Annotated in this window: 18 protein-coding genes; 11 read left to right on the top strand and 7 right to left on the bottom strand. The window is 67.2% G+C overall.

The window, feature by feature from the left end; all coding sequences use genetic code 11:
• The first annotated feature begins 255 nt into the window (after positions 1-255).
• The 3 genes from AAIO73_RS13375 (at position 256) to ribA (ending at position 2,980) form a co-directional block, all read left to right on the top strand.
• Complete coding sequence (locus AAIO73_RS13375; RefSeq protein WP_345878702.1) at positions 256-876, top strand: LolA family protein; 621 nt, start codon at positions 256-258, stop codon at positions 874-876.
• A gap of 251 nt (positions 877-1,127) precedes the next feature.
• Entirely contained in the window at positions 1,128-1,922 is a 795-nt protein-coding gene (locus AAIO73_RS13370) for an exodeoxyribonuclease III (protein ID WP_345878701.1), read from the top strand.
• Positions 1,919-2,980: a GTP cyclohydrolase II gene (gene ribA / locus AAIO73_RS13365; RefSeq protein ID WP_526023806.1), complete on the top strand. Its 1,062-nt coding sequence runs from the start codon at positions 1,919-1,921 to the stop codon at positions 2,978-2,980. Before AAIO73_RS13370 ends, ribA begins: the two co-directional genes overlap by 4 nt.
• On the opposite strand, the gene AAIO73_RS13360 is transcribed toward ribA, so the two are convergent.
• The 3 genes from AAIO73_RS13360 to AAIO73_RS13350 are packed head-to-tail and all read right to left on the bottom strand — an operon-like array spanning position 2,981 to position 4,940.
• Positions 2,981-3,430, bottom strand: coding sequence for a c-type cytochrome (locus AAIO73_RS13360; RefSeq protein WP_345878700.1), 450 nt, complete (start codon positions 3,428-3,430; stop codon positions 2,981-2,983). It abuts the gene before it with no gap.
• The gene (locus AAIO73_RS13355) at positions 3,406-4,257 is read right to left on the bottom strand and encodes an SGNH/GDSL hydrolase family protein (protein WP_345878699.1); all 852 of its coding nucleotides are present in this window, start codon (positions 4,255-4,257) and stop codon (positions 3,406-3,408) included. Before AAIO73_RS13355 ends, AAIO73_RS13360 begins: the two co-directional genes overlap by 25 nt.
• Before the next feature lie 26 nt (positions 4,258-4,283).
• Positions 4,284-4,940 (bottom strand): GntR family transcriptional regulator, encoded by a 657-nt coding sequence (locus AAIO73_RS13350; protein ID WP_345878698.1) that lies wholly within the window; start codon positions 4,938-4,940, stop codon positions 4,284-4,286.
• Positions 4,941-5,148: 208 nt separating this feature from the next.
• On the opposite strand from AAIO73_RS13350, the gene AAIO73_RS13345 reads away from it, so the two are divergent.
• Positions 5,149-5,838 (top strand): extensin family protein, encoded by a 690-nt coding sequence (locus AAIO73_RS13345; protein WP_345878697.1) that lies wholly within the window; start codon positions 5,149-5,151, stop codon positions 5,836-5,838.
• Between the two features lie 49 nt (positions 5,839-5,887).
• Complete coding sequence (locus AAIO73_RS13340; RefSeq protein WP_242118718.1) at positions 5,888-6,751, top strand: LOG family protein; 864 nt, start codon at positions 5,888-5,890, stop codon at positions 6,749-6,751.
• Positions 6,752-6,936: 185 nt separating this feature from the next.
• Here the strand turns inward: AAIO73_RS13340 and AAIO73_RS13335 are convergent, their stop codons facing one another.
• Positions 6,937-8,505 (bottom strand): lysine--tRNA ligase, encoded by a 1,569-nt coding sequence (locus tag AAIO73_RS13335; RefSeq protein WP_345878696.1) that lies wholly within the window; start codon positions 8,503-8,505, stop codon positions 6,937-6,939.
• An 81-nt stretch (positions 8,506-8,586) separates the two neighbouring features.
• On the opposite strand from AAIO73_RS13335, the gene AAIO73_RS13330 reads away from it, so the two are divergent.
• The 4 genes from AAIO73_RS13330 to AAIO73_RS13315 all read left to right on the top strand — a co-directional run bounded on the left by AAIO73_RS13330 (position 8,587) and on the right by AAIO73_RS13315 (position 13,262).
• Complete coding sequence (locus AAIO73_RS13330; protein ID WP_345878695.1) at positions 8,587-9,480, top strand: bestrophin family protein; 894 nt, start codon at positions 8,587-8,589, stop codon at positions 9,478-9,480.
• Positions 9,481-9,529: 49 nt separating this feature from the next.
• Positions 9,530-9,850, top strand: coding sequence for a hypothetical protein (locus tag AAIO73_RS13325; protein WP_345878694.1), 321 nt, complete (start codon positions 9,530-9,532; stop codon positions 9,848-9,850).
• 179 nt (positions 9,851-10,029) lie between these two features.
• Positions 10,030-12,732, top strand: coding sequence for an ATP-dependent DNA helicase (locus AAIO73_RS13320; RefSeq protein ID WP_345878693.1), 2,703 nt, complete (start codon positions 10,030-10,032; stop codon positions 12,730-12,732).
• A complete protein-coding gene (locus AAIO73_RS13315; protein WP_345878692.1) occupies positions 12,729-13,262 on the top strand; it encodes a SixA phosphatase family protein in 534 nt (177 codons plus the stop codon). Before AAIO73_RS13320 ends, AAIO73_RS13315 begins: the two co-directional genes overlap by 4 nt.
• 293 nt (positions 13,263-13,555) lie before the next feature.
• Here AAIO73_RS13315 and AAIO73_RS13310 read toward each other — a convergent pair whose 3' ends face one another.
• Positions 13,556-14,842, bottom strand: coding sequence for an N-acetylmuramoyl-L-alanine amidase (locus AAIO73_RS13310; protein ID WP_345878691.1), 1,287 nt, complete (start codon positions 14,840-14,842; stop codon positions 13,556-13,558).
• Between the two features lie 464 nt (positions 14,843-15,306).
• On the opposite strand from AAIO73_RS13310, the gene AAIO73_RS13305 reads away from it, so the two are divergent.
• Positions 15,307-18,075 (top strand): Rne/Rng family ribonuclease, encoded by a 2,769-nt coding sequence (locus AAIO73_RS13305; RefSeq protein ID WP_345878690.1) that lies wholly within the window; start codon positions 15,307-15,309, stop codon positions 18,073-18,075.
• Positions 18,076-18,132: 57 nt separating this feature from the next.
• Here the strand turns inward: AAIO73_RS13305 and AAIO73_RS13300 are convergent, their stop codons facing one another.
• Positions 18,133-19,536 (bottom strand): PAS domain-containing protein, encoded by a 1,404-nt coding sequence (locus AAIO73_RS13300; protein ID WP_345878689.1) that lies wholly within the window; start codon positions 19,534-19,536, stop codon positions 18,133-18,135.
• A 234-nt stretch (positions 19,537-19,770) separates the two neighbouring features.
• On the opposite strand from AAIO73_RS13300, the gene AAIO73_RS13295 reads away from it, so the two are divergent.
• The gene (locus AAIO73_RS13295; protein ID WP_345878688.1) at positions 19,771-20,280 is read left to right on the top strand and encodes a Ros/MucR family transcriptional regulator; all 510 of its coding nucleotides are present in this window, start codon (positions 19,771-19,773) and stop codon (positions 20,278-20,280) included.
• Positions 20,281-20,318: 38 nt separating this feature from the next.
• On the opposite strand, the gene AAIO73_RS13290 is transcribed toward AAIO73_RS13295, so the two are convergent.
• Positions 20,319-21,419: an ATP phosphoribosyltransferase regulatory subunit gene (locus AAIO73_RS13290; RefSeq protein ID WP_345878687.1), complete on the bottom strand. Its 1,101-nt coding sequence runs from the start codon at positions 21,417-21,419 to the stop codon at positions 20,319-20,321.
• Positions 21,420-21,431: the final 12 nt, after the last annotated feature.

The raw sequence follows: 21,431 nt of genomic DNA, 5'->3' as shown, positions 1-21,431 counted from the left end.
GTCGTTGGCCAAACCCCGGTTTCGACCGAGCCATGCGAAAGTCCCCTTGACCACCCATCGCGGTGGTTCCCGAACGAAGTGTCCGTCGGGTTGCGAACGGGTGGTACGCTCCATGGTCCCCCTTGGATCAGCGATGGCACGCAAGGATTGGTTGGCCGGATGTCGTCCAGCTTGACGCGATCGGCGTTACACTTGATGGCAGTCGCAACCCACGGGTTCACGCCGCGTTCAATGCGCCGATCCTATCCCGGCCCCATGACACGGAGACTGACCATCCGCCCGCTCGCTCTTGCCGTCGCGCTTGCCGCGCCGGTCGCACTGCATGCGCAGGCCCCGCAGAACGACCTTGCCGCGGTTCAGCGGCATTTGTCGGCGACGCAGACGATGACCGCCGATTTCAGCCAGACCGATCGCAACGGCCGCGTGCTGACCGGGCAGTTGACGCTGAAGAAGCCGGGCAAGATCCGCTTTCAGTATCAAAAGGGCGTGCCGATCCTGCTCGTATCGGACGGCAAGTCGCTCTACTTTCTCGACTATCAGGTCGGGCAGAAACAGCGTTGGCCGATCGGCAACTCGCCGCTTGGCATCCTGCTGAACCCCGAACGCGATGCGTCGAAATATGCGCGGGTCGTCCCGTCGAACGATCCGCGCATTGTCAGCGTCGAAGCCTATGATCCGAAGCGTCCCGAATATGGCCGGATCACGATGGTGTTCGCGCGCCAGCCCTCCGCCCCCGCCGGGCTGATGCTGCAGGGCTGGGTCGCGCTCGATGCGCAGGCCAACCGGACGACGGTGCGCCTGACCAACCAGCGTTTCAACGTGCCCGTCGCCGACAATGCGTTCCGGTTCAACGAACCCCGCCGGACCCGCCGCTGACGCCGGTCCGGAGAATCGCATCTATCCGGCTTTTTTGAAATATTACCGGATGTGTTCATCTTGGCGACAGGTTCGCGGCCCTAAGGCTGATTTCGCGGTGTTGGAGCGCGTCCGGGATTTTCCCCCCTGTTGCCCGGGTCTCCAGCGCCCGCCTGCGTAACGAACGCCAGGTCGGCCCTCGCTCCATGCCCCCGGAGCGGGGGCCTTTCCATGTCTGGCGCAGGCGCTTCTCCGGCGATACAGGCTGCGCCATGGACACGCTTTCGGTCGCTTCGTGGAACATCAACTCGGTCCGGTTCCGCATGGACATCGTCGAGCAATTCCTGCGCGAGGCGCAGCCCGACGTGCTGTGCCTTCAGGAAACCAAGGTCGAGAATCGCGACTTCCCGCACGATCCGCTGCGGCGGCTGGGCTATAGCCATATCGCGATCAACGGGCAGCGGATGCACCACGGGGTCGCGGTGATCTCGAAAGTGCCGCTGGCCGAGGACGACCGGCTCGACTGGCAGGCGAATGGCGAGGCGCGCCATTTGGGCGTGCGGCTGGCCAACGGCTTGCGGATCGAGAATGTTTATATTCCCGCCGGTGGCGACGTGCCCGACCGCGAAGTGAACCCGAAATTCGGGCAGAAGCTCGATTTCCTCGAACGCATGATCGACTGGTCGAAGGGGTTGGCGGGCATCCCGACGCTGCTGGTCGGCGATTTCAACGTCGCGCCGCTGGAAAGCGACGTGTGGAGCCACAAGCAGTTGCTCGACGTAGTCAGCCATACGCCGATCGAGGTCGAGACGCTGGCACGGTTGCAGGCGGCGAACGACTGGATCGATCTGGGGCGGCAGTTCGTGCCCGCGCCGCAGCGGCTCTATACGTGGTGGAGTTACCGCGCGAAGGACTGGGCTGCGTCGGATCGCGGGCGGCGGCTCGACCATATGTGGGCCAGCCGGGATGTGGCTGCCAAGGCGACCGCGCACCGCGTCCACGAACCCTGCCGCAGCTGGCTGAAACCCAGCGACCATATCCCGATCGTTACCGAGTTCGCATTTTGAGCGAGACGCGGGATGTCGCGCGCGCGATCGACGCGCTGCGCCGCGGCTGGCCGATCGCGATTGCGGCGCCGGGGGAGCCGGCGCTGACGCTGCTGCCGATCGAGACCGCCGATCCCGAACGGCTGGCGCGGTTCGATCCCGACGGCACCGGCCAGATCCTGTTGTCGTTCGGCCGGGCCGAGACGCTGCGCATCGTCAACCAGCGCGCCGCCGCCCAGCCCGATCATCCGGTCGCGATCCGGCGCGAGGCATGGACCGACTTCGCCGCCGCGACCGCGCTCGCCGATCCGCAGCTCGACCTCGCCACGCCGATGAAGGGGCCGTTTCGCAGTGTCGAGTTGGCGGCGCCGGTCGCCGCTGGCGCCGCGCTGCGCCTTGCCCGGGTGGCGGGGCTGTTACCCGCCTTCGTGACCGGCGGGACCGGTGCGGAGGTGACGATCAGCCCGGCGGCGATCGATGCGCATGAGGATGCCAACCGGCTGGCGATCGTAACCCGTGCGCGGCTGCCGGTGACGGGAGCCGAGGATAGCGAGATCGTCGCGTTCCGCACCCCAGATGCCGCGGGCGAGCATGTCGCGCTGGTGATCGGTCAGCCCGATGGCCGCCCGCCGCTGGTACGGCTGCACAGCGAATGCCTGACCGGCGATGTGCTCGGCAGCCTGAAATGCGATTGCGGGCCGCAACTGCACGCGGCGATTCATGCGATCGCCGATGCGAACTGGGGGATATTGCTGTATTTGCGGCAGGAGGGGCGTGGTATCGGGTTGGTCAACAAACTGCGTGCTTATGCGCTGCAGGATCAAGGGTTTGACACGGTCGACGCCAATACGCGGCTGGGCTTTGCGATCGATGCGCGCGATTTCGGCGTCGCGGGGCGGATGCTGGCGTTGCTGGGGCAGCGGCAAATCCGGTTGCTGACCAACAATCCGGCGAAGGTTGCGGGGCTGGAGGCGACCGGGATCACCGTCGTCGAGCGCGTGCCGCATCACCTGCCCGCCAACCCGCATAACGAACGCTATCTGGCAACCAAGCGCGACCGGACCGGGCACCAGCTATAGTCAGCGGCTCTCCGACTGGAGATAGGCGATGAGGTCGGCGCGCTCCATCGGATCGCGGACACCCGCAAAGGCCATGCGCGTGCCCGGAACCACCCGCGACGGGGCGGCGAGCCATGCGTCCATGCGTGCGGCGTCCCAGCGCCCGCCATGGTCCTTCAACGCCTGGGTATAGCCGAAGCGGGGATCGCCGGCGACGGCGCGGCCGAGGATGCCGTGCAAATTGGGTCCGGCCAGCGCCTGCCGCCCTTTGCCGATCGTATGGCAGGCGGCGCACTGACCGAAGGCGCGGCGGCCGGCATCGACATCGGCATGCGCGAGCAGCGTCGTGAGGTCGGCATTCGCCCCCGCCGCGCGCAGCCGGCCGGCGCGGTCGGCATCGCCGCCGCCGCATGCCCCCAGCAGCAGCGCGAGGAACAGCCAGCGCATCAGTTCTGCCGCAGCGTCTTCCACGCGACGCGCTGCAATGCCTTGGCGACCGCCGGGGTCAGGCCGAGGTCGCGGGCGGCGCGTTCGTCCGGTCCCAGCCGGCGGACGTCATAGCCGGTGACCCGGCCGAAAATCGTCAGCGCTTCGAGATAATAGCCGGCGGTGCTGCCATGATAATGATCGTCGGCCCACAGCCCGACCTTGCCCGGGTCGATCCCGTCATAGGGGTTGGCGTCGGCGATGCCGGTCGCGATCGCGTCGTTCCACGCGCTGCCGACCGGGATCGTGCCAGCGATCCCCGGAACGGTCCGCGCCACCTGTCGATTGGCCGCTGCCAGATCGTTGGCCATCGTCGCGATCGGCTTGCCCGACCAGCGGCTGCCGGGGCGATAGGTCAGGTCGGCGCGCGACCAGGTTTCGACCAGCTCGACCCGCGCCCGGGGGTTGCGGGCATGGAACAGCGCGGCGAGCCGGCCCGCCGCTTCGCCGTGCCGCGTGGCGTCGCCCGGTCGTTTGGCGTCGAGCGTCGAATAGCCTTGCAGGATCACCACGTCCCAGCGCCGGTCGATCGCCGCGCGCCGGTTGGCGTAGTGATAGGCCAGATCCTTGCCCGGCGAAGTCTCGAGCGCGACGGTCCAGTCGAGCCCGGCCTGTTCGGCGAAGGTACGGAACAGCGCGGGGACGCCACCGATCTTTTCGTCGTTCAGGTCGGTGACGCTGTCGGGGCGGTAGCGCTCGACCGGCGCCCCCGCGCCGAAGGTGAAGCTGTTGCCGATGAACAGGATGTCGCGCGCCAATGCCGGGGCGGCGGAGAGCGAAAGAGCGGTCAGGGTCAGGAGCAGACGGATCATGCGCCCTTCTACCCCAGCCGCCCGCGTCAGGCGACCGCCGCCGCGGCGAATTGCACGCGCAAATCCTCGATCGTCGCTTCCAGATGGCGGGTCAGCATCTCGCGTACCGCCACCCCGTCGCGGGCCAGCCATGCATCGAGCAGCGCGCGATGCTCGACATAGGCGCGGTCGCCGCGCCCGGCCGGGCGCAGATGCGCGACGACATAGCGTTCGGCAAGCACCGACAGGCGCTGTACCAGTTCGATGGTCAGGTCACGCCCGTTCGCCGCCACCAGCGCGGCGTGGAAGGCACGGTTGCGTGCCGCCGCCTCCAGCAGGTCGCGCGGCGCCGCCCCGTCGAGTCGTTCGAACGCGTCGATTGCTGCCGTGCGGCGCTGCTCATCGGCGTGGATCGCGGCATAGGCCGCCGCCCCCGGTTCGACCGACAGGCGCAGTTCGTAGATTTCCTCCGCCTGCATCGCCGACATCGGGCGCACGGTATAGCCGCGATTGGCCTGTCCGGCGACCAGCCCTTCCTGTTCGAGCCGGGCCAGCGCCTCGCGCAGCGGGATCTTGCTGACGCCCAGTTCGCTGGCCAGCGCGTCCTGGCGGATCGGGAAGGTCTCTGGCAGCGCACCGCTGACGATTCGTTCGCGGACGATCTCGAACACGCGATCGGACAGGGTTCGGACGACGATGGTCACGCTGCATTCCTTTGCGAAGCGGTCCGTTACCGGATGACGAAGAAGATATCCGGATCCCGGACATCCAAAAGTCGTACATATTCAAAAAACCGGCCAGTAATCAATCTTTTCGTGACAGCGGTTACCGGTAGTCCGTATCACGGCGCGGCAGCACGGCCGGTCGCATCGCGGCTTGTCGCAGCCGCGGCGACGTGGAACCAAGATGGGGATGGCCCTTCCCCGTTTCACCGCCCTGTTGCCGATATTGCTGCTGTCGGCCTGTATCGGCGGCGACCGGCGCGAACCCGTCCCGCCGCCAGCGCGGCCGATCGCGCCGCGCGCATCGGGTCCGGTCACGTTGTCGGGGCAGACGCCGCGCGATACCCAGCAATGTTTCGCCGATCTGTCGCGCGCCGAGGTCCGTTTCAGCCCCCTCCCCGATCGCGATTATGGATCGGGCTGCGTCGTGTTGGGGGCGGTGCAGTTGCTCGACATCGGCACGCCGATAAATGGGCTGAAGGCGATACGTTGTCCGACGGCGCGCGCGCTGGTCGGCTGGGTCCGCCACGGCGTCCGCCCGGCGGCGCGGCAATTGCTGGGCAGCGACGTGACCCGCATCGACAGCTACGGCACCTATGTCTGTCGCGGAATCGTCGGCGGTGGTAGCCGCGCGGCAGGGCGGGTGTCGGAACACGGCCTCGCCAACGCCGTCGATATCGGCAGTTTCGTGCTGGCGGACGGCCGGCGTATCTCGATCGAGCGCGACTGGAACAGTCCCGACCCGCAGGTTCGCGAATTCCTGCGCATCATCCACCGATCGGCGTGCAAGCGCTTCGTCACGACGCTCGGCCCCGAATATAATGCAGCGCACGCCAACCATTTCCATTTCGACATGGGCGGGCGGCCACTGTGCCGGTGATGCAAGGCGCTTGCCGCTGTCTGCGGGCGTGCTTACAACTTCGCCACCTATGACCGATACAAAAGTACCGTCCCGCGTGTTCCGCGGGGCCAAGCAGGAGGCCGAGGCGGCCCGCGCCCAGCTTTCCACCCCGCAGACCGAGCATCCCGCCTATCGGTTGGCGTTTCAGGACATGGAGTTCCTGCTGCGCGAGGATCTGCGGCCGGTGCGGTTCCAGCTGGAACTGCTCAAACCCTCGCTGCTGCTCGACGAGGCGAACATCGCCTCGACCTTCGTCATCTATGGCTCGGCACGCATTCCCGAGCCGGAAAAGGCCGAAGTGCTGCTCGACCTCGCGCAGGACGACAAGGCGCGCGCGATCGCCGAGCGGATCGTCGCCAAGTCGCATTATTACGACGTGGCGCGAGAGCTGGCCTTCAACGCCAGCCAGTTTCCCAATGACGTCAACGGCAAACGCCACTTCGTCGTATGTTCGGGCGGTGGCCCGTCGATCATGGAAGCGGCCAATCGCGGCGCGAACGAAGCCGGCGCCGAGTCGATCGGGCTGAACATCGTCCTGCCCCACGAACAGGCCCCCAACCCGTACGTCACGCCGGCGCTGTCGATGCAGTTCCACTATTTCGCGCTGCGCAAGATGCACTTCCTGCTGCGCGCGCGGGCGGTCGCGGTGTTCCCCGGCGGCTTCGGCACGTTCGACGAAAGTTTCGAGCTGCTGACGCTGATCCAGACCGGCAAGATCGAACCGATCCCGGTGCTGTTCTATGGTCGCGAATTTTGGGACCGGGTGGTCAACTGGGACGCGCTGGTCGAGGAAGGCGTGATTTCGGAACGCGATCTCGACCTGATCACCTTCGTCGAAACGGCAGAGGAAGGGTGGAACGTAGTCAAGAAGTTCTACGAGGACCGGAAATAGGGCGACCTGCTCCCCTCCCTGCGAAGGGAGGGGGATATGGGTGGCGCATGGCCCTGCCAATTGCGTCAATTCCGCGCAGGCGGGAGTCCATAGACGCTATCGTTGCAGATGGAACCGAAACGTCGGTGCTTATGGATTCCCGCCTGCGCGGGAATGACGGGCAGTGATAAGATTGACGCCGCTCCCTACCGCGCCAGTGCCTCGGCGATCAGCTTCCGGCTGTTGTCGATGCCGTAGAGCGCGATGAAGCTGCCCATGCGCGGACCCTGCGCCGTGCCGAGCAGCGTTTCGTAGCATGCCTTGAACCAATCCCTGAGCGACTCGAACCCGGCGGTCTTGCCGATCTCGTACACCGCGTTCTGGATCTGCTCGGCGCTCGCATCGGCCGGCATCGCCGCGAGTTCGGCATCGAGCCGTTCGAGCGCGGTGCGTTCGATCTCGGTCGGCGCGCGGCGTTCGGGCTTTTCCGCCACATCGCGGACATAGGCCAGCGCATGGTCGATCAGCGCGTCGAGCGCCGGGTAGCGTTCGGGCGACGCATGTTCAACGTAGTTGGCGAGATAACCCCAGACCTGCGGCTTGGTCGCATCGCCCATCACGCCGACCAGATTGAGCAACAGGCCGAACGTCACCGGCAGTGTTTCGGTGGGCGGCGGGCCGCCATGGATGTGGTGGACCGGGTTGCCCAGCTTCTGTTCGATCGGCTGGTCGGCATAGTTGCCGCGGAACTGCCAATATTCGTCGATTGCGCGCGGGATCACGCCCAGATGGAGCTGCTTGGCCTTTTTCGGCTCGCGATAGGCGTAGAAGGCGACGCTTTCGGGCGGGCCATAGGTCAGCCATTGTTCGAGGCTGAGTCCATTGCCCTTCGACTTCGAAATCTTCTGGCCATGTTCGTCGAGGAACATCTCGTAGTTGAAGCCCTCGGGCGGGCGGGCGCCGAGCACGCGGGCGATCTTCGACGACTGGGTGACCGAATCGATCAAGTCCTTGCCCGCCATTTCGTAATCGACGCCGAGTGCTGCCCAGCGCATTGCCCAGTCGACCTTCCATTGCAGCTTCGCGCCGCCCGACAGGACCGATTGTTCGACGCGGGTGTCGCCGTCGATGAACGCGACCATGCCGGTGTCCGCATCCAATACCTCGACCGGGACCTGCAATACGATGCCGCTGGTCGGCGAGATCGGCAGCACCGGCGAATAGGTCGCGCGGCGTTCGGCACCCAGCGTCGGCAGCATGATGTCGAGGATCGCCTGCATATTGCGCAGGACGTTCTTCAGCGCGTCGTCGAACCTGCCGCCGCAATAATAGTCGGTCGACGAGGCGAATTCATAGTCGAAGCCATATTGGTCGAGGAACGCACGCAGCCGGGCATTGTTGTGCGCGGCGAAGCTGGCATGCGTACCGAACGGATCGGGGATTTCGCTGAGCGGCTTGCCGAGATGTTCGCGCAGCATGTCGCCGTTCGGCACATTGTCCGGCACCTTGCGCAGCCCGTCCATATCGTCCGAAAACGCGATCAGCCGGGTCGGCTGATCCGACAGTTCCTCGAACGCGCGGCGGACCATCGTCGTGCGCAGCACTTCGTTGAACGTGCCGATATGCGGCAGCCCCGACGGGCCATAGCCGGTTTCGAACAGGATCGGCGCGCCGCCGGGTTTTCCGTCGGGATAGCGCTTGAGCAGCTTGCGCGCCTCTTCATACGGCCAAGCCTTTGAAACCAATGCTGCATTGCGGATGTCTGCGTCGATCATCCGGTTCAGATACGCGGTCGGCCGCAATATTTCCACCTGTTGCGACGCAACCTTGATGCAGGTTGGGCGTAGCCTGTTGCGATGATCGTATCCGACGCACCCCGCCTGTCCCGCATCGTCTCCGAAGTATGGAAGCCCGCGCTGGCATTGTTCATCTGGGACGTGATCGTCACCGGCGTCTATTTCGTGCTGCCGTTCAAGGCGCCGTCGCTGCCGCTGACGATCTTCGGTTCGGCGCTGGCGCTGTTCCTCGGCTTCCGGGTCAATTCCGCCTATGCGCGCTGGTGGGAGGGGCGGTCGCTATGGGGACTGATGATCAACGCGTCGCGCAACCTCGCGCGTGGCGCGATCTCGTTCATCGGGCCGGAGAATGAAGGGCAGAAGCGCGACCTGAAGCGGTCGATCGTGCTGCGGCACATCGCCTATGTCCATGCGCTGCGCTGCCAGTTGCGGCGGCAGGATTCGAAGGACGAGGTCCACCGCTTCCTGTCGCGCGACGAGGCGGGCGAGCCGCTGGGGAGGACGAACGTCGCCAACGGACTGCTCGACGGGACCGGCGCGCGCATCGCCGAGGCGCAGCGGCGCGAGTGGATCGACAGCATCCAGCAGACCAGCCTCGAAAGCGTGCTGATCGACATCGCCAATGCGCAGGGCGGCATGGAGCGGATCAAGAACACGCCACTGCCGGTGCAATATCGATTCCTGCCGTCGCTGTTCACGCGGCTGTTCTGCATCGTGCTGCCGATCGGGCTGGTCGAGACGCTGGGCATCGCCACGCCGCTGGGGTCGGGGCTGGCCGGATTGATGTTCCTCGCGGTGTTGCAGATCGGCGAGGATCTGGCCGATCCGTTCGCCAACAACGTCCACGACCTGCCGCTGACCGCGATGTGCCGGACGATCGAGATCGATCTGTTGCAGGCGATCGGCGATCCCGCGCCCGAACCGCTGAAGCCCGAAAAGGGCGTGCTGTGGTGACGGAACGCCGCCGCGACTGAACGGGTTGGGCCATGGACGGAGGATGACGATGGCCGACGAACACAAACCGACGAAGAAGATGGCGGCGAATGCCGAAAAGGGCCTGAAGCTGCGCGAGAAATTCGATCGCGGCGGGACCGAGGCTGGCGTCAAGCGCGCAAAGCAGATCGCCGATGGCGGGCCGATGTCCGACGCCGACGTGAAGTCGATGCACAGCTATTTCGCACGGCACGGCGTCGACAAGGATACGAAGGCGCATAGCTGGGGGGACGATGATGACCCGTCGGCGGGTTATATCGCTTGGCTGCTATGGGGCGGCGACGAAGGCAAGGCATGGGCCGACCGGCAGCGCGAGAAGATCGACGACTAATTCCTCCCCGGCACGGGGAGGGGGACCATGCGCAGCATGGTGGAGGGGATCGCCGCATACGCCGTCGTTCCGTATGTGGACACCCCCCTCCACCAGCTTCGCTGGTCCCCCTCCCCGTGCCGGGGAGGATTTCGCGCGTTCGACTTCCGTTCCGCGTTCGTGGCGCTATGTAGGGCAGGATGCTCCCCTATCCTGCCCTGCACGCCAGCCATTCGGGTGTCTGGATCGCCGATGCGAGTGGCACGCGCGAGGTCAGTCGGGGGGAGGCGATTGCGTGCGTTGCCGATACGCCGACCATCGTCCTTAACGCGCCGCTGATCGGGCAGCGGCTGGGCTATGCCGAGCTGTCGGGGCTCGACCTGCTCGAACTGTTCGCCTTCGTCCATCCGGCGCGCTTCGCCGTGCCGACGCCCAAGGGCATCGCGCAGGCGCTGGCCTTGCCGCTGCCCGCCGAGGAAGCCGGTGTCGCGGCATTGTTGCGCGCGGCAGCGGCGGCGTTGATCGCGACCGCCTCGGCGCCATGGCCCGAACAGGAGGGAGCGTGGACCGCGGCGCAATCGCTGTTCCGGCTGCGCTGGCCGTGGGCACCGGCACTGGGGCAGGTGCTGCCCAAACCGGCGACCGCCGAACGCTGGCTGTTTGCGAAGCTGCCCGAATGGGAGGAAGCGCCGCCACGGGGGCACCCGCGGACGGTGACGCTCGCCCCCGACGCGGTTGCCGAACGGTTGACGACGCTAACCGGTCAGGGGGCCGAGACGCGGCCCGGCCAGCGCGCCTTCGCTGCCGCCGCCGCCGATGCCTTTGCTCCGCGCGTCGTGCGCGACACGCCCAATCTGGTGCTGGCGGAGGCGGGAACGGGCATCGGCAAGACGCTCGGCTATCTCGCGCCGGCATCCTTGTGGTCGACACAGGCCGATGGCGCGGTCTGGGTGTCGACCTTTACCAAGGCGCTGCAACGCCAATTGGCGCAGGAAAGCGAGCGCGTCTTTCCCGATCCGGCCGAGCGCCGCCAGCGCGTGGTCACGCGCAAGGGGCGCGAGAATTATCTTTGCCTCCTCAACCTAGAAGACGCGTTGCAGGGCGGGTTTCAGGGGCGGGCGGCGGTGCTGGCGCAACTGGTCGCGCGCTGGGCGGCGTATAGCGCCGATGGCGACATGGTCGGCGGCGACCTGCCCGGCTGGCTGCCGACGCTGTTCCGGCGCAACGGATCGACCGCACTGACCGACCGGCGCGGCGAGTGCATCTATGCCGGCTGCCCGCATTACCGGAAATGCTTCATCGAACGCGCGGCGCGGGCGTCGGCGCAGGCCGATATCGTCATCGCCAACCATGCGCTGGTGATGGTCAACGCCGCGCGCGGGCGCGAGACCGGCACGCGCCCGACGCGCTATGTGTTCGACGAAGGCCATCACCTGTTCGATGCCGCCGACGCGATGTTCTCCGCCGCGCTGACCGGCATGGAGGCGATCGAGATCCGCCGCTGGGTGCTGGGACCCGAAGGCGGCGGGCGCGGGCGGCGGCGGGGGCTGGCCGCGCGCCTGTCCGATGTCGCCAGCTATGATTCGGCGGGGGCCGAGGCGGTGGCGGCGGCGGTCGATGCCGCACGGTTGCTGCCCGCCGATGGCTGGCTGGCGCGGGTGCAGGAAGGCAATCCGTTCGGCCCGGTCGAGGAATTGCTGGCCTGCGTGCGCGGCGCAGTGTTCGCGCGGGCCAAGGATGGCGAGGCGGGCTATGGGCTGGAGACCGAGCTGACCGAGCCGCCACCCGAACTGGTCGATGCGGCCGGGCCGGCGGCGCAGGCGCTTGATGCGCTGCTGCGTCCGCTCATTGCGCTCGGCAAGCGGCTGGAGGCGGTGCTGACCGAAGGGCCCGACTGGATGGACGGTCCGGCGCGCGCGCGGATCGAGGGGGCGATCGCCTCGCTCGGCTGGCGGGCGGAGACGGTGGCGGCATGGGGGCGGCTGCTGGCGCGGGTCGGCGGGCCGGTCGATCCCGATTTCGTCGACTGGCTGACGGTCGACCGGGTCGAGGGGCGCGAGTACGACATGGGGCTGCACCGCCACTGGCTAGACCCGAGCCGGCCGTTCGCCGAAACGGTGCTGAAGCCTGCGCATGGCGTGCTGGTGACCTCGGCGACGCTACGCGCCGGCGGTGACTGGGACGTGGCCGATGCGCGGATCGGCGCGCCGCACCTGCTGCGCCAGCCGACGCATTTCGCCGCGACCAGCCCCTTTGCCTACGCGAAACAGGCCGAGGTGCTGATCGTCACCGATGTGAAGCGCGGCGACCTGCCGGCGCTGGCCAATGCCTATGGTCGGCTGATCGTCGCAGCCGGCGGGGGCACGCTGGGGCTGTTCACCGCGATCCGGCGGCTGCGCGGGGTGCATGCCCGCATCGCCGACCGGTTGGCGCGCGACGGGCTGCCGCTGTACGCGCAGCATGTCGATCCGATCGACACCGGTACGCTGGTCGATATCTTCCGCGACGACCCGCGTGCGTCGCTGATCGGCACCGATGCGCTGCGCGACGGGGTCGACGTCCCCGGCCATTCGCTGCGGATGGTGGTGATGGAGGGAGTGCCGTGGGTGAAGCCGGGCGTTCTGCACGCCGCGCGACGGCTGGCCGGGGGCGGCAGCGCCTATGACGATCGGATGGTGCGCGCGCGCCTCGCCCAGGCGTTCGGGCGGCTGATCCGCCGGGCGGACGATCGCGGGCTGTTCGTGCTGCTGTCGGCGGCGATGCCGTCGCGGCTGTTGGGCGCGTTCCCCGATGGGACACCGGTGACGCGCTGCACGCTCGACGAAGCGGTCGCGCGCGCCCTTTCCTTGGGTAAAGAAGTGGGGCATGGGGCGCTTGCCCTGCCGATGGAGCCCTTGCCATGAAGACGCTGACGCTGCTGCGCCACGCCAAGTCGAGCTGGGACGATGCCATTGCGCGCGATTTCGACCGGCCGCTGAACGCCAAGGGCGCGCGCGCCGCGACCGCGATGGGTGCGCATCTGCGGCAGTTGGGATTGAAGTTCGATCATCTGGTCGCCAGCCCGGCGGTGCGCGTCGTCGAGACGCTTGACCATTTTCGGCGCGGTTACGGCACGTTGCCCGACGAACAGAGCAACCGTGCGCTGTATCTGGCGTCGGCGGGGACGTTGCTCGACACCGTTCGCGCGCTACCCGATACGGTCGATCGCGCGCTGCTGGTCGGGCATAATCCGGGGCTGGAGGATCTGGTCCTGCGGCTGTCGGCGGAGAGCAATCCGCTGCGTGGGGCGGTCGAGGAGAAGTTTCCGACCGCCAGCGTCGCGGTGCTCGAACTGGACGGCGACTGGGGCAGCGCATGCGATGGCTGCGGGCATCTGGTCACGTTCGTGCGGCCACGCGATCTGGACCCGAGCCTGGGGCCGGGGCACGATTGAGGCAAATTGCCGATCCATTCGTACCGAGTAGGGGCTGAGCAAAGTCGAAGACCCGTATCGAAGCATCTGCCACCAACGGTCCTTCGATACGCCATTTCGACAAGCTCAATGGCTACTCAGGACGAACGGGTTGGCTTCATGTCATCACGATCTGGCCGTTCGTGCTGAGCAGGGGCTGAGCGAAGTCGAAGACCCGTATCGAAGCACCTGACCGGCGCGGTCATTCGATACGCCGCTTCGACAGGCTCAGCGGCTACTCAGGACGAACGGATCGGCAAAATTTGCACCCGGCGTCACCGTGCCGCCATGCGCCGGGCGAAATGGATTTCCACCGCCTGCGTCACGCTCTTCGCGATCGCCTTGCGACCCTCGACCGAATCGAGCCGCTTCGCATCGCCCTCGTTCGACAGATAGCCGGTTTCGAACAGGATCGACGGCAGGTCGGGCGCCTTGAGCACCATTAGTGACGCCATGCGGTGATAGTTGGATTTGAGCGGGATCACGCCCTTCGCTTCGCGCCCGAGCAATCGGGCGAAGCCGGCCGATTCGTTCATCGTCTCGCGCTGGGTGAGGTCGATCAGGATCGAAGAGATATCGGCCGATTGCCGGCCGAGATCGACCCCGGCGAGAATGTCCGCCTTGTTCTCGCGCGCCGCCAATCGCGCGGCTTCGCGGTCGGAGGCGACTTCGGACAGGGTATAGATGCTGGCACCGCTGGCGTCAGGATTGTCGGCGCTGTCGCAATGGACCGAGATGAACAGGCTCGCCCCCAGTCGGCGGGCGATGGCATAGCGTTCCTGCAACACCAGAAACTGGTCGCGATCGCGGGTCATGGCGACGCGGACCCGGCCACCCGCCAGCAGCGCGTCGCGGATGGTGCGGGCGGTCTTGAGCGTCAGGTCCTTCTCGCGCAGCCCGCCATGCGGAGAGATCGCGCCGGGATCATGCCCACCATGACCGGCATCGATCACGACCAGCGGCCGGTCGGCATCGCCGTCCACCTTGGGCAATGGCAGGCCACGCCGGGCGCGGGTTCCCGGTACTGCGACGCTGGCGGTCGCGCGCTGGCGGCGGTCGACGACCATCGCCGCCGAGGAAGACGCCGGCACGATCGCGCCAACCACCGGCTGGGGCAGGAAGCGCATCCGTCCGCCCCCGGCCGCGCGCGCGAAACGCTGCACACTTACCGGGCGAAGGTCGAGCGTCAGACGACGTCCCCCGTCGGAAAAGCCGCCACCGGTAACCATCGCGAATTCGGCAAGGTCGAGCACGATGCGGCTGCCATCGTCGCCGCGCATGCCCTGCCGTACCGCGCGTACCGATCCGCCGGCATCGCTGCGTCCGCCGGGACGGATACCGTCGAGGTCGATGACGATGCGGTCGGGGCCGGCTATGGCGAAGCTGCTGGCGGCGCGGGCCGACGTGTCGAGATCAACGACGATCCGGTCGCTATCGACCTTCACGCCATCGATTCGCTGGGCGGCGGCGGGGGATGCGAGGGTCGCGCACGCCAGAGACAGCGCGACCGCGTGCCGCACGCCGGGACGTCCGATCCGAAAGCTGGTCCCGCGCAAAGCCATGACGAAACGCCTCTTCCCCCTTTTTCGCGAACCCGCGTCCTACCGGCTTCGGCGACAAACAGGTCCTAATAATCATGGTGAAGGTTAACTTAACCTAAAACGCCCGCCAATTTAACCGTATAAGGAAGCATGGCCGCGCTGTTGCCGTTCACGGTGACGAATGCTACGCCTATGCCCACGTCGGTGCCGGGCCTGTCCCGGCGGAGCCGACGCGACATCCCGCGCGCAACCGCCTGCGGGATTTATTCAGGTTGATGTTCGCATGTGGCAAGTTCCGTCCCGTACCGCCTGTGCCGCTGTCGCGGCCGGCGTCGGGGCGACGGTTGTCCGCCCGGAGGTTTCCGGACTGCCCGTGCAAGCAGACGCATATCCCAGCAATCGCGCGCAGGCACCGGGCACAGACCCCGCCGCGCGTTTAGGCGCGCCGACTGGCACAGCCGTCCCGCGCGCCCGGAGAGACTATCATGACCACGCGGATGTTGATCGACGCTCGCCACCGGGAGGAAACCCGGGTCGCCGTCGTCAAGGGTAACCGGATCGAGGAATTCGATTTCGAATCGGCCGAGCGCAAGCAGCTCAAGGGCAATATCTACCTCGCCAAGGTGACGCGGGTCGAACCGTCGTTGCAGGCGGCGTTCGTCGATTACGGCGGCAACCGCCACGGCTTCCTCGCCTTTTCGGAAATCCACCCGGATTACTATCAGATCCCGAAGGAAGACCGCGACGCGCTGCTGGCCGAGGAAGCCGCGCATGCCGCCGAGGAAGCCGCGCTGCGTGCCGGCGAGCATGACGACGATGTCGATTATGACGATCACGATCATGACGACGATGCCGAGGGCGGTGTCGAGGTCGTCGAGCGTGACGAGGACGAAGACGAGCATCACGACGACGAGGAGGGCGAGGACGCCCCCGCCCCGCGCAAGCGCAAGAGTGGCGGCGACGACGCCGCGGTCGAGGCGCTGCGTCAGCGCCGGCTGAACCTGCGTCGCCGCTACAAGATCCAGGACGTGATCCGCCGTCGGCAGGTGCTGCTCGTACAGGTCGTCAAGGAAGAGCGCGGCAACAAGGGCGCGGCGCTGACCACCTATCTGTCGCTCGCCGGCCGGTACTGCGTGCTGATGCCCAACACCGCGCATGGCGGCGGCATTTCGCGCAAGATCAGCTCGGCCGCCGATCGCAAGCGGTTGAAGTCGATCATGGCCGAACTGACGCTGCCGGCGTCGATGGGCTGCATCGTCCGTACCGCCGGGCTCCAGCGGTCGCGCCAGGAGATCAAGCGCGACTTCGATTACCTCGCCCGGCTGTGGGACGGGATTCGCGAACAGACGCTGACATCGTCGGCGCCGGCGTTGGTCTATGGCGACAGCGACCTGATCAAGCGCGCGATCCGCGATATCTACAACAAGGATATCGACGAGGTGATCGTCGAGGGCGAGGACGGTTTCCGCCACGCCAAGGACTATATGCGGCTGCTGATGCCCGCGCATGCGCGCCGGGTGAAGCAATATGCCGACGCGGTGCCGCTGTTCCAGCGCGCGCATGTCGAGGATCAGCTGGCCGCGATGTACAATCCGGTCGTGCAGCTGAAATCGGGCGGCTATCTGGTCATCAACCCGACCGAGGCGTTGGTGTCGATCGACATCAACTCGGGGCGCTCGACCCGCGAGCATAATATCGAACAGACCGCGACCGCGACCAACCTCGAAGCGGCGCAGGAAATCGCGCGCCAGCTTCGCCTGCGCGACATGGCCGGTCTGGTCGTCATCGACTTCATCGACATGGACCATGGATCGAACGTCCGTAAGGTCGAGAAGGCGATGAAGGAGGCGCTGAAGAACGATCGCGCCCGCATCCAGGTCGGCCGCATCTCCGCCTTCGGCCTCATGGAAATGAGCCGCCAGCGGCTGCGCACCGGCGTACTCGAGGCATCGACCCGCCAGTGTCCGCATTGCGAAGGCACCGGTCTGGTCCGCACCGCTTCGTCGGCGGGTCTGTCGGCGCTGCGCCTGATCGAGGACGAGGCCGCGCGCGGTCGCGGGTCGCTGATCGTGCTGCGCGCCAGCCAGGAAGCGGCCTTCTATGTCCTCAACAAGAAGCGGGCGGACATCGCCGAGGTCGAGGACCGGTACGGCGTGACCGTCGAGATCGTGCCCGATGCCGAGATCGAGGGCGCGCGTATGGCGGTCGAAGCGTCCGGCCCGCCGCCCGCGCATCCCCCGAAGATCGAGCCGCTGGTCGTCATCGACGACGAGGACGATGCCTATGACGACATCGAGGACGAGATCGACGACGAGGTCGAGGACGAAGCGGTCGAGGAAGTCGCGCGTGCGCCGCGCGGCGATGACGAAGGCGAAGGTCGCGGCAAGCGCCGCCGCCGCCGTCGCGGTCGTCGCGGTCGCAATCGCGAGGAAGGCGAAGCCGAGGGCGATGCCGGTGACGGTGCCGATGGCGAAATCGACGCCGACGAACCGGCCGATGCCGAAGCGGGCGAAGCCGAAGCGAGCGATGGGGCCGCTCCCGAAGCGGAAACTGCCGAAACCGCCGATGACGGCAGCCGGCGCAAGCGTCGTCGTCGTGGCCGCCGCGGTGGTCGCCGGAGCGAGGGCGCGTTCGATGCCGCCGATGGTGCTGGCACCGTCGCCGACCTGCCCGCCGACGACGACGCCGTCGAACCGGCCGCAACCGAGGAACCCGTTGCGGCCGAGCCGGTCGCCGAGGTGGAAGCGGTCGAGGCCGAACCGACACCCGCGCCCAAGCGGACCCGTCGCCGCCCGAGCGCACGTGCCAAGGTCGAGCCGGTTGCCGAACAGGCGCCGGCCGAACAGGCGCCGGCCGAACCGGCGACCGTCGAAGCCGGCGACGCGGCGCCGATCGTGACGCCGGAGCCGGTCGAGGCCCCTGCGGTCGAAGCCGAACCGGTTGCTGAGGCACCCAAGCCGAAGCGGACGCGCCGTCGCAAGGCTGATGCCGAGCCGGCCGTTGCCGAGGAGGCACCGGCACCCGCCGAGCCCGAAGCGGCGCCCGCGCCCAAGAAGCGCCGCGCGCCGCGCCGCAAGGTCGTCGAAGCGGAAGTGGAAGGGGTGGAAGCGGCGCCTGCGCCAGAACCGGCCGCACCCGAACCGGCAGCGCCCGAACCGGCCGCTGCGGAGCCGGTCGCTGCCGAAGACGCGTCCGCCGATGGCGACAATCCGACGCCGCGGCGCGGCTGGTGGCAGCGCACCTTCGGCAACTGATCGCGGCGTCCGGCGCTACGAACGAGAGGGCGGCCCCGACGGGTCGCCCTTTTCGTGTCAGTCGGCGGCGTCGGTCCGGGGTTCACGGACCAGCGCGTCGCACGCGACCTCGATCTGCACCGCCAGCCCTTCGTGTCGCCAGTCGCGCGTGATCGTGCCGGCCAGTTGCTGTTCGATGCTGAGCGTCGCCAGCCGGGTACCGAAGCCCACCGTATCGGGCGCGCCGACGATCGCCGGACCGCCAAGTTCGCGCCAGTCGATCATCAGGACGCCCCCCCGGCGGCTCGTCCGAATTGAAACCCGTCCGTCGGCGGTCGACAGCGCGCCATATTTGGCGGCGTTGGTCGCCAGTTCGTGAAACAGCAACGCGACCGGCGTCGCTCCGCGATCGTCGATCGCCACATCGTCGCCGGTGATCTGCCACTGTTCCGCGGCATAGGGCGCCAGCAGGTCGCGCAGTACGTGATGCAGCGTCGCTTCGCCGACCGAGGGGCGCGATATGTCGCTGTGTGGCCGGGCAAGGTCGTGTGCCGCGCCCAGTGCCGCGACGCGTGCGGCCAGTTCGTCGGCAAAGCCGCGCATCGCCGGCATTCGCCGTGCGGACATGCGGATCAACCCGGTGATGATCGCGAAGATATTCTTGATGCGGTGGCTGAGTTCGCGGCTGAGGATGTCGTTCTGCTCGGCGGCGCGCTTGGCCGAATCGATGTCGGTGCAGGTACCGATCCAGCGAACGATCCGCCCATCGCCATCGCGTACCGGCAGCGCCCGACCCAGAACCCACCTGTATTTCCCGCTGCGATGGCGCAGCCGATATTCGATCTCGTAATCCTCGCCGGTCGCCAGACTGTGCCGCCAGCGCGTCCATGCCCGGTCCTGATCGTCGGTATGGAACATCCCGTTCCAACCTTCACCATCGGTCGATCCCTCGGGCACCCCGGTGAAGCGATACCATTGCGCATTGTAGAAATCATGATGACCATCGGGACGCGTCGCCCACACCATTTGCGGCATCGCGTTGGTCAGCGTGTTGAGTTCGGCGCGCGTGGCGGCGCGGGCGGATTCGGCCTCGCGGCGCGCGGCGTCACCGGTCGCCACCGCCGTCCAGCGGCAATTGCCGGCCGCATCGGGATGTGTCGGTGTGACGGAGAAGACGGTTCCGTCCTCGTGATCGCCGATGCGCACAACGAAGGGACGACCGCTTGCCGTTCCCGCCCGCCATTCGTCCACCGCCGCGCCCCGTGTTTCCGCAGCCAGCGAACAGAACCAAAGATCACCCGACGATACTGCGCCGTTCTCGTCCTGCCAGGGACGATTGGTCCATAGGAGCCGGCCGTTCCTGTCAGCGGTCCATGCCGGAACCGGTATCTGATCTGCGATATCGCGCCACACGGGATCACTGGTTTCGATCACCGGCACGTCCATTCGTCCTTCGTCCTTCTGCCGTTCGCGGTGCAGCATTGCCGCGTCCAAACTGTCCCATTCCCGGTCCGAACCGCGTAATTACCGCAAGTCAGTTACGGTACGGACCTGTTCGCCCTACCCAAGTCAATCCAGGATAATCCATTGCCCCCGGACTGTTGTGAGCGGTAAAATATTTCGCATAAACGTTTCAAAACTGCCATCTAACCAGATCGGACCCATTGACCTGATGGTTGATGCGACGCAAAGCCGGCATCAGAAAAGGAGAACTCCATGTCCGAAGACGGATCCGAACTGAACGCGATCGAACTGGCGACCGAATTGACAATCGCCTGGTTGAACAATGGCAACAACCGCGTCGCCGCAGAGGATGTTCCGACGTTCCTGCAAACCATGCACGCGACGGTTCTCGGTCTGGCATCGGGCAATGTCGAACCCGAAGAGGCCGCGCCGCAGCAGGAACATGTCGCCGCGGTGTCGGTGCGCAAGTCGCTGGCGTCGAAGGACCACATCATCTCGATGATCGATGGCAAGCCGTACAAGACGCTGCGCCGTCACCTTGCCGGCCACGGCCTGACGCCCGAGACCTATCGCGAGCGGTACGGCCTGCGTCCCGACTATCCGATGGTCGCCGAAACCTATTCGCAGAGCCGCCGCGACATGGCCAAGCGCATCGGCCTCGGCCGCAAGGCGCGCGGTGCCGAGACGGCTGAACCCGCCGTCGAAGGCGAAGCAGGCGAAGCGCCGCGCCGCCGTGGCCGCAAGCCCAAGGCTGGCGAATAACCGGATAAGGGGCGGCCGATGTGCCGCCCCTTTTCTTATCAGCGCGGTGTGATCGCGCCGTCCGTCCACCGATGGGTGCATAGCTGCGCCCCGGGCGTATCGTCGGCATCAAGCGCCGCAACCGTTACCCAGCCTTCGCCGCGCAGCCGCGCCGCCTCCGCCGGATCGGTGCCGAGCGGCAGGAACAACCGCCGCCGGTCCTTCGCACCCAGCCCCGCATCGAGCAGCGCATCGGCGTAAAGCGAGAAGCCGACCGCCGGCTCCTCGCGGCCATCCACATGGCACACGGTATAGCTGCCACCGCGCCCGATCTCGCCCAGCACCCCTTGCGCGAACAGCGAGAAGCCCAGCCAGCTCTGATATTCGAAGCCATGCCGCTCGGTCGGATCGAGCGTCACCGCCACCCGGCCCGCAAGCGTCGCCGCCACCGCCTCGATGGCGTCGAGCCGCGAGGCCAGACGCCCGGCCTGGTCGGTCGCCCGAAGGCGCGCGAGGGCGGCGTCGAACGGTCCCGCCGCTTCGACCAGCGGCAGATAGGCGGGATCGATCGACGCGACGCGCCCGGCATCCTTCGCGTCGAGCGCCGCGATCAATGCATCATGCTGCGGTCCCGGCGGATCGCCGGCCAGCGTCGCGACCAGATCGGGCAGGGTGAAGTCGATCGAGACGTCGGTGACGCCCGCCGCCGCCAATGCCTCCACCGCGACGGTCACTATCTCGGTCGCGGCCGCTACGCTGTCGAGCCCGATCAGTTCGGCGCCCATCTGCCGCAGCGCGCGGCGCGGGGCGAGCTCGCCTGCACGCAGCTTGAGCACCGGTCCGGCATAGGACAAGCGCACCGGGCGCGGGTGATGGCCCATGCGCGTCGCCGCGATCCGCGCGACCTGCGCGGTGATGTCTGGGCGGATGGCCAGCGTACGCTGACTGACCGGATCGACGAAGCGCACCGCATCGGTCGCCGCCGTCCCCTTCAGCCGCCCGGCCAGTCCCGCTTCGAACTCGGCGAGCGGCGGGTCGACCTGTTCATAGCCATAGCCATGCGCGACGCCCAGCACCGCTCCTTCGAAACGGCGCAGGCCATCGGCGGCGGGGGGCAGGCGGTCGTGAAACCCTTCGGGCAGGAGGCCGGTATCGTTCATGGCGCTTCCCCT

It is taken from the genome of Sphingomonas epibiotica (assembly GCF_039615155.1).
Taxonomy (GTDB): Bacteria; Pseudomonadota; Alphaproteobacteria; order Sphingomonadales; family Sphingomonadaceae; genus Sphingomonas.
This window is presented reverse-complemented; position numbering and strand designations above follow the sequence as displayed.

Excerpts from the sequence above, each read along its gene's own strand:
- AAIO73_RS13375 (WP_345878702.1), top strand. The coding sequence starts at position 256 with ATGACACGGAGACTGACCATCCGCCCGCTCGCTCTTGCCGTCGCGCTT.
- AAIO73_RS13370 (WP_345878701.1), top strand. The coding sequence starts at position 1,128 with ATGGACACGCTTTCGGTCGCTTCGTGGAACATCAACTCGGTCCGGTTC.
- AAIO73_RS13355 (WP_345878699.1), bottom strand. The coding sequence starts at position 4,257 with ATGATCCGTCTGCTCCTGACCCTGACCGCTCTTTCGCTCTCCGCCGCC.
- AAIO73_RS13345 (WP_345878697.1), top strand. The coding sequence starts at position 5,149 with ATGGCCCTTCCCCGTTTCACCGCCCTGTTGCCGATATTGCTGCTGTCG.
- AAIO73_RS13340 (WP_242118718.1), top strand. The coding sequence starts at position 5,888 with ATGACCGATACAAAAGTACCGTCCCGCGTGTTCCGCGGGGCCAAGCAG.
- AAIO73_RS13335 (WP_345878696.1), bottom strand. The coding sequence starts at position 8,505 with ATGATCGACGCAGACATCCGCAATGCAGCATTGGTTTCAAAGGCTTGG.
- AAIO73_RS13330 (WP_345878695.1), top strand. The coding sequence starts at position 8,587 with ATGATCGTATCCGACGCACCCCGCCTGTCCCGCATCGTCTCCGAAGTA.
- AAIO73_RS13325 (WP_345878694.1), top strand. The coding sequence starts at position 9,530 with ATGGCCGACGAACACAAACCGACGAAGAAGATGGCGGCGAATGCCGAA.
- AAIO73_RS13320 (WP_345878693.1), top strand. The coding sequence starts at position 10,030 with ATGCTCCCCTATCCTGCCCTGCACGCCAGCCATTCGGGTGTCTGGATC.
- AAIO73_RS13315 (WP_345878692.1), top strand. The coding sequence starts at position 12,729 with ATGAAGACGCTGACGCTGCTGCGCCACGCCAAGTCGAGCTGGGACGAT.
- AAIO73_RS13310 (WP_345878691.1), bottom strand. The coding sequence starts at position 14,842 with ATGGCTTTGCGCGGGACCAGCTTTCGGATCGGACGTCCCGGCGTGCGG.
- AAIO73_RS13305 (WP_345878690.1), top strand. The coding sequence starts at position 15,307 with ATGACCACGCGGATGTTGATCGACGCTCGCCACCGGGAGGAAACCCGG.
- AAIO73_RS13300 (WP_345878689.1), bottom strand. The coding sequence starts at position 19,536 with ATGCTGCACCGCGAACGGCAGAAGGACGAAGGACGAATGGACGTGCCG.
- AAIO73_RS13295 (WP_345878688.1), top strand. The coding sequence starts at position 19,771 with ATGTCCGAAGACGGATCCGAACTGAACGCGATCGAACTGGCGACCGAA.
- AAIO73_RS13290 (WP_345878687.1), bottom strand. The coding sequence starts at position 21,419 with ATGAACGATACCGGCCTCCTGCCCGAAGGGTTTCACGACCGCCTGCCC.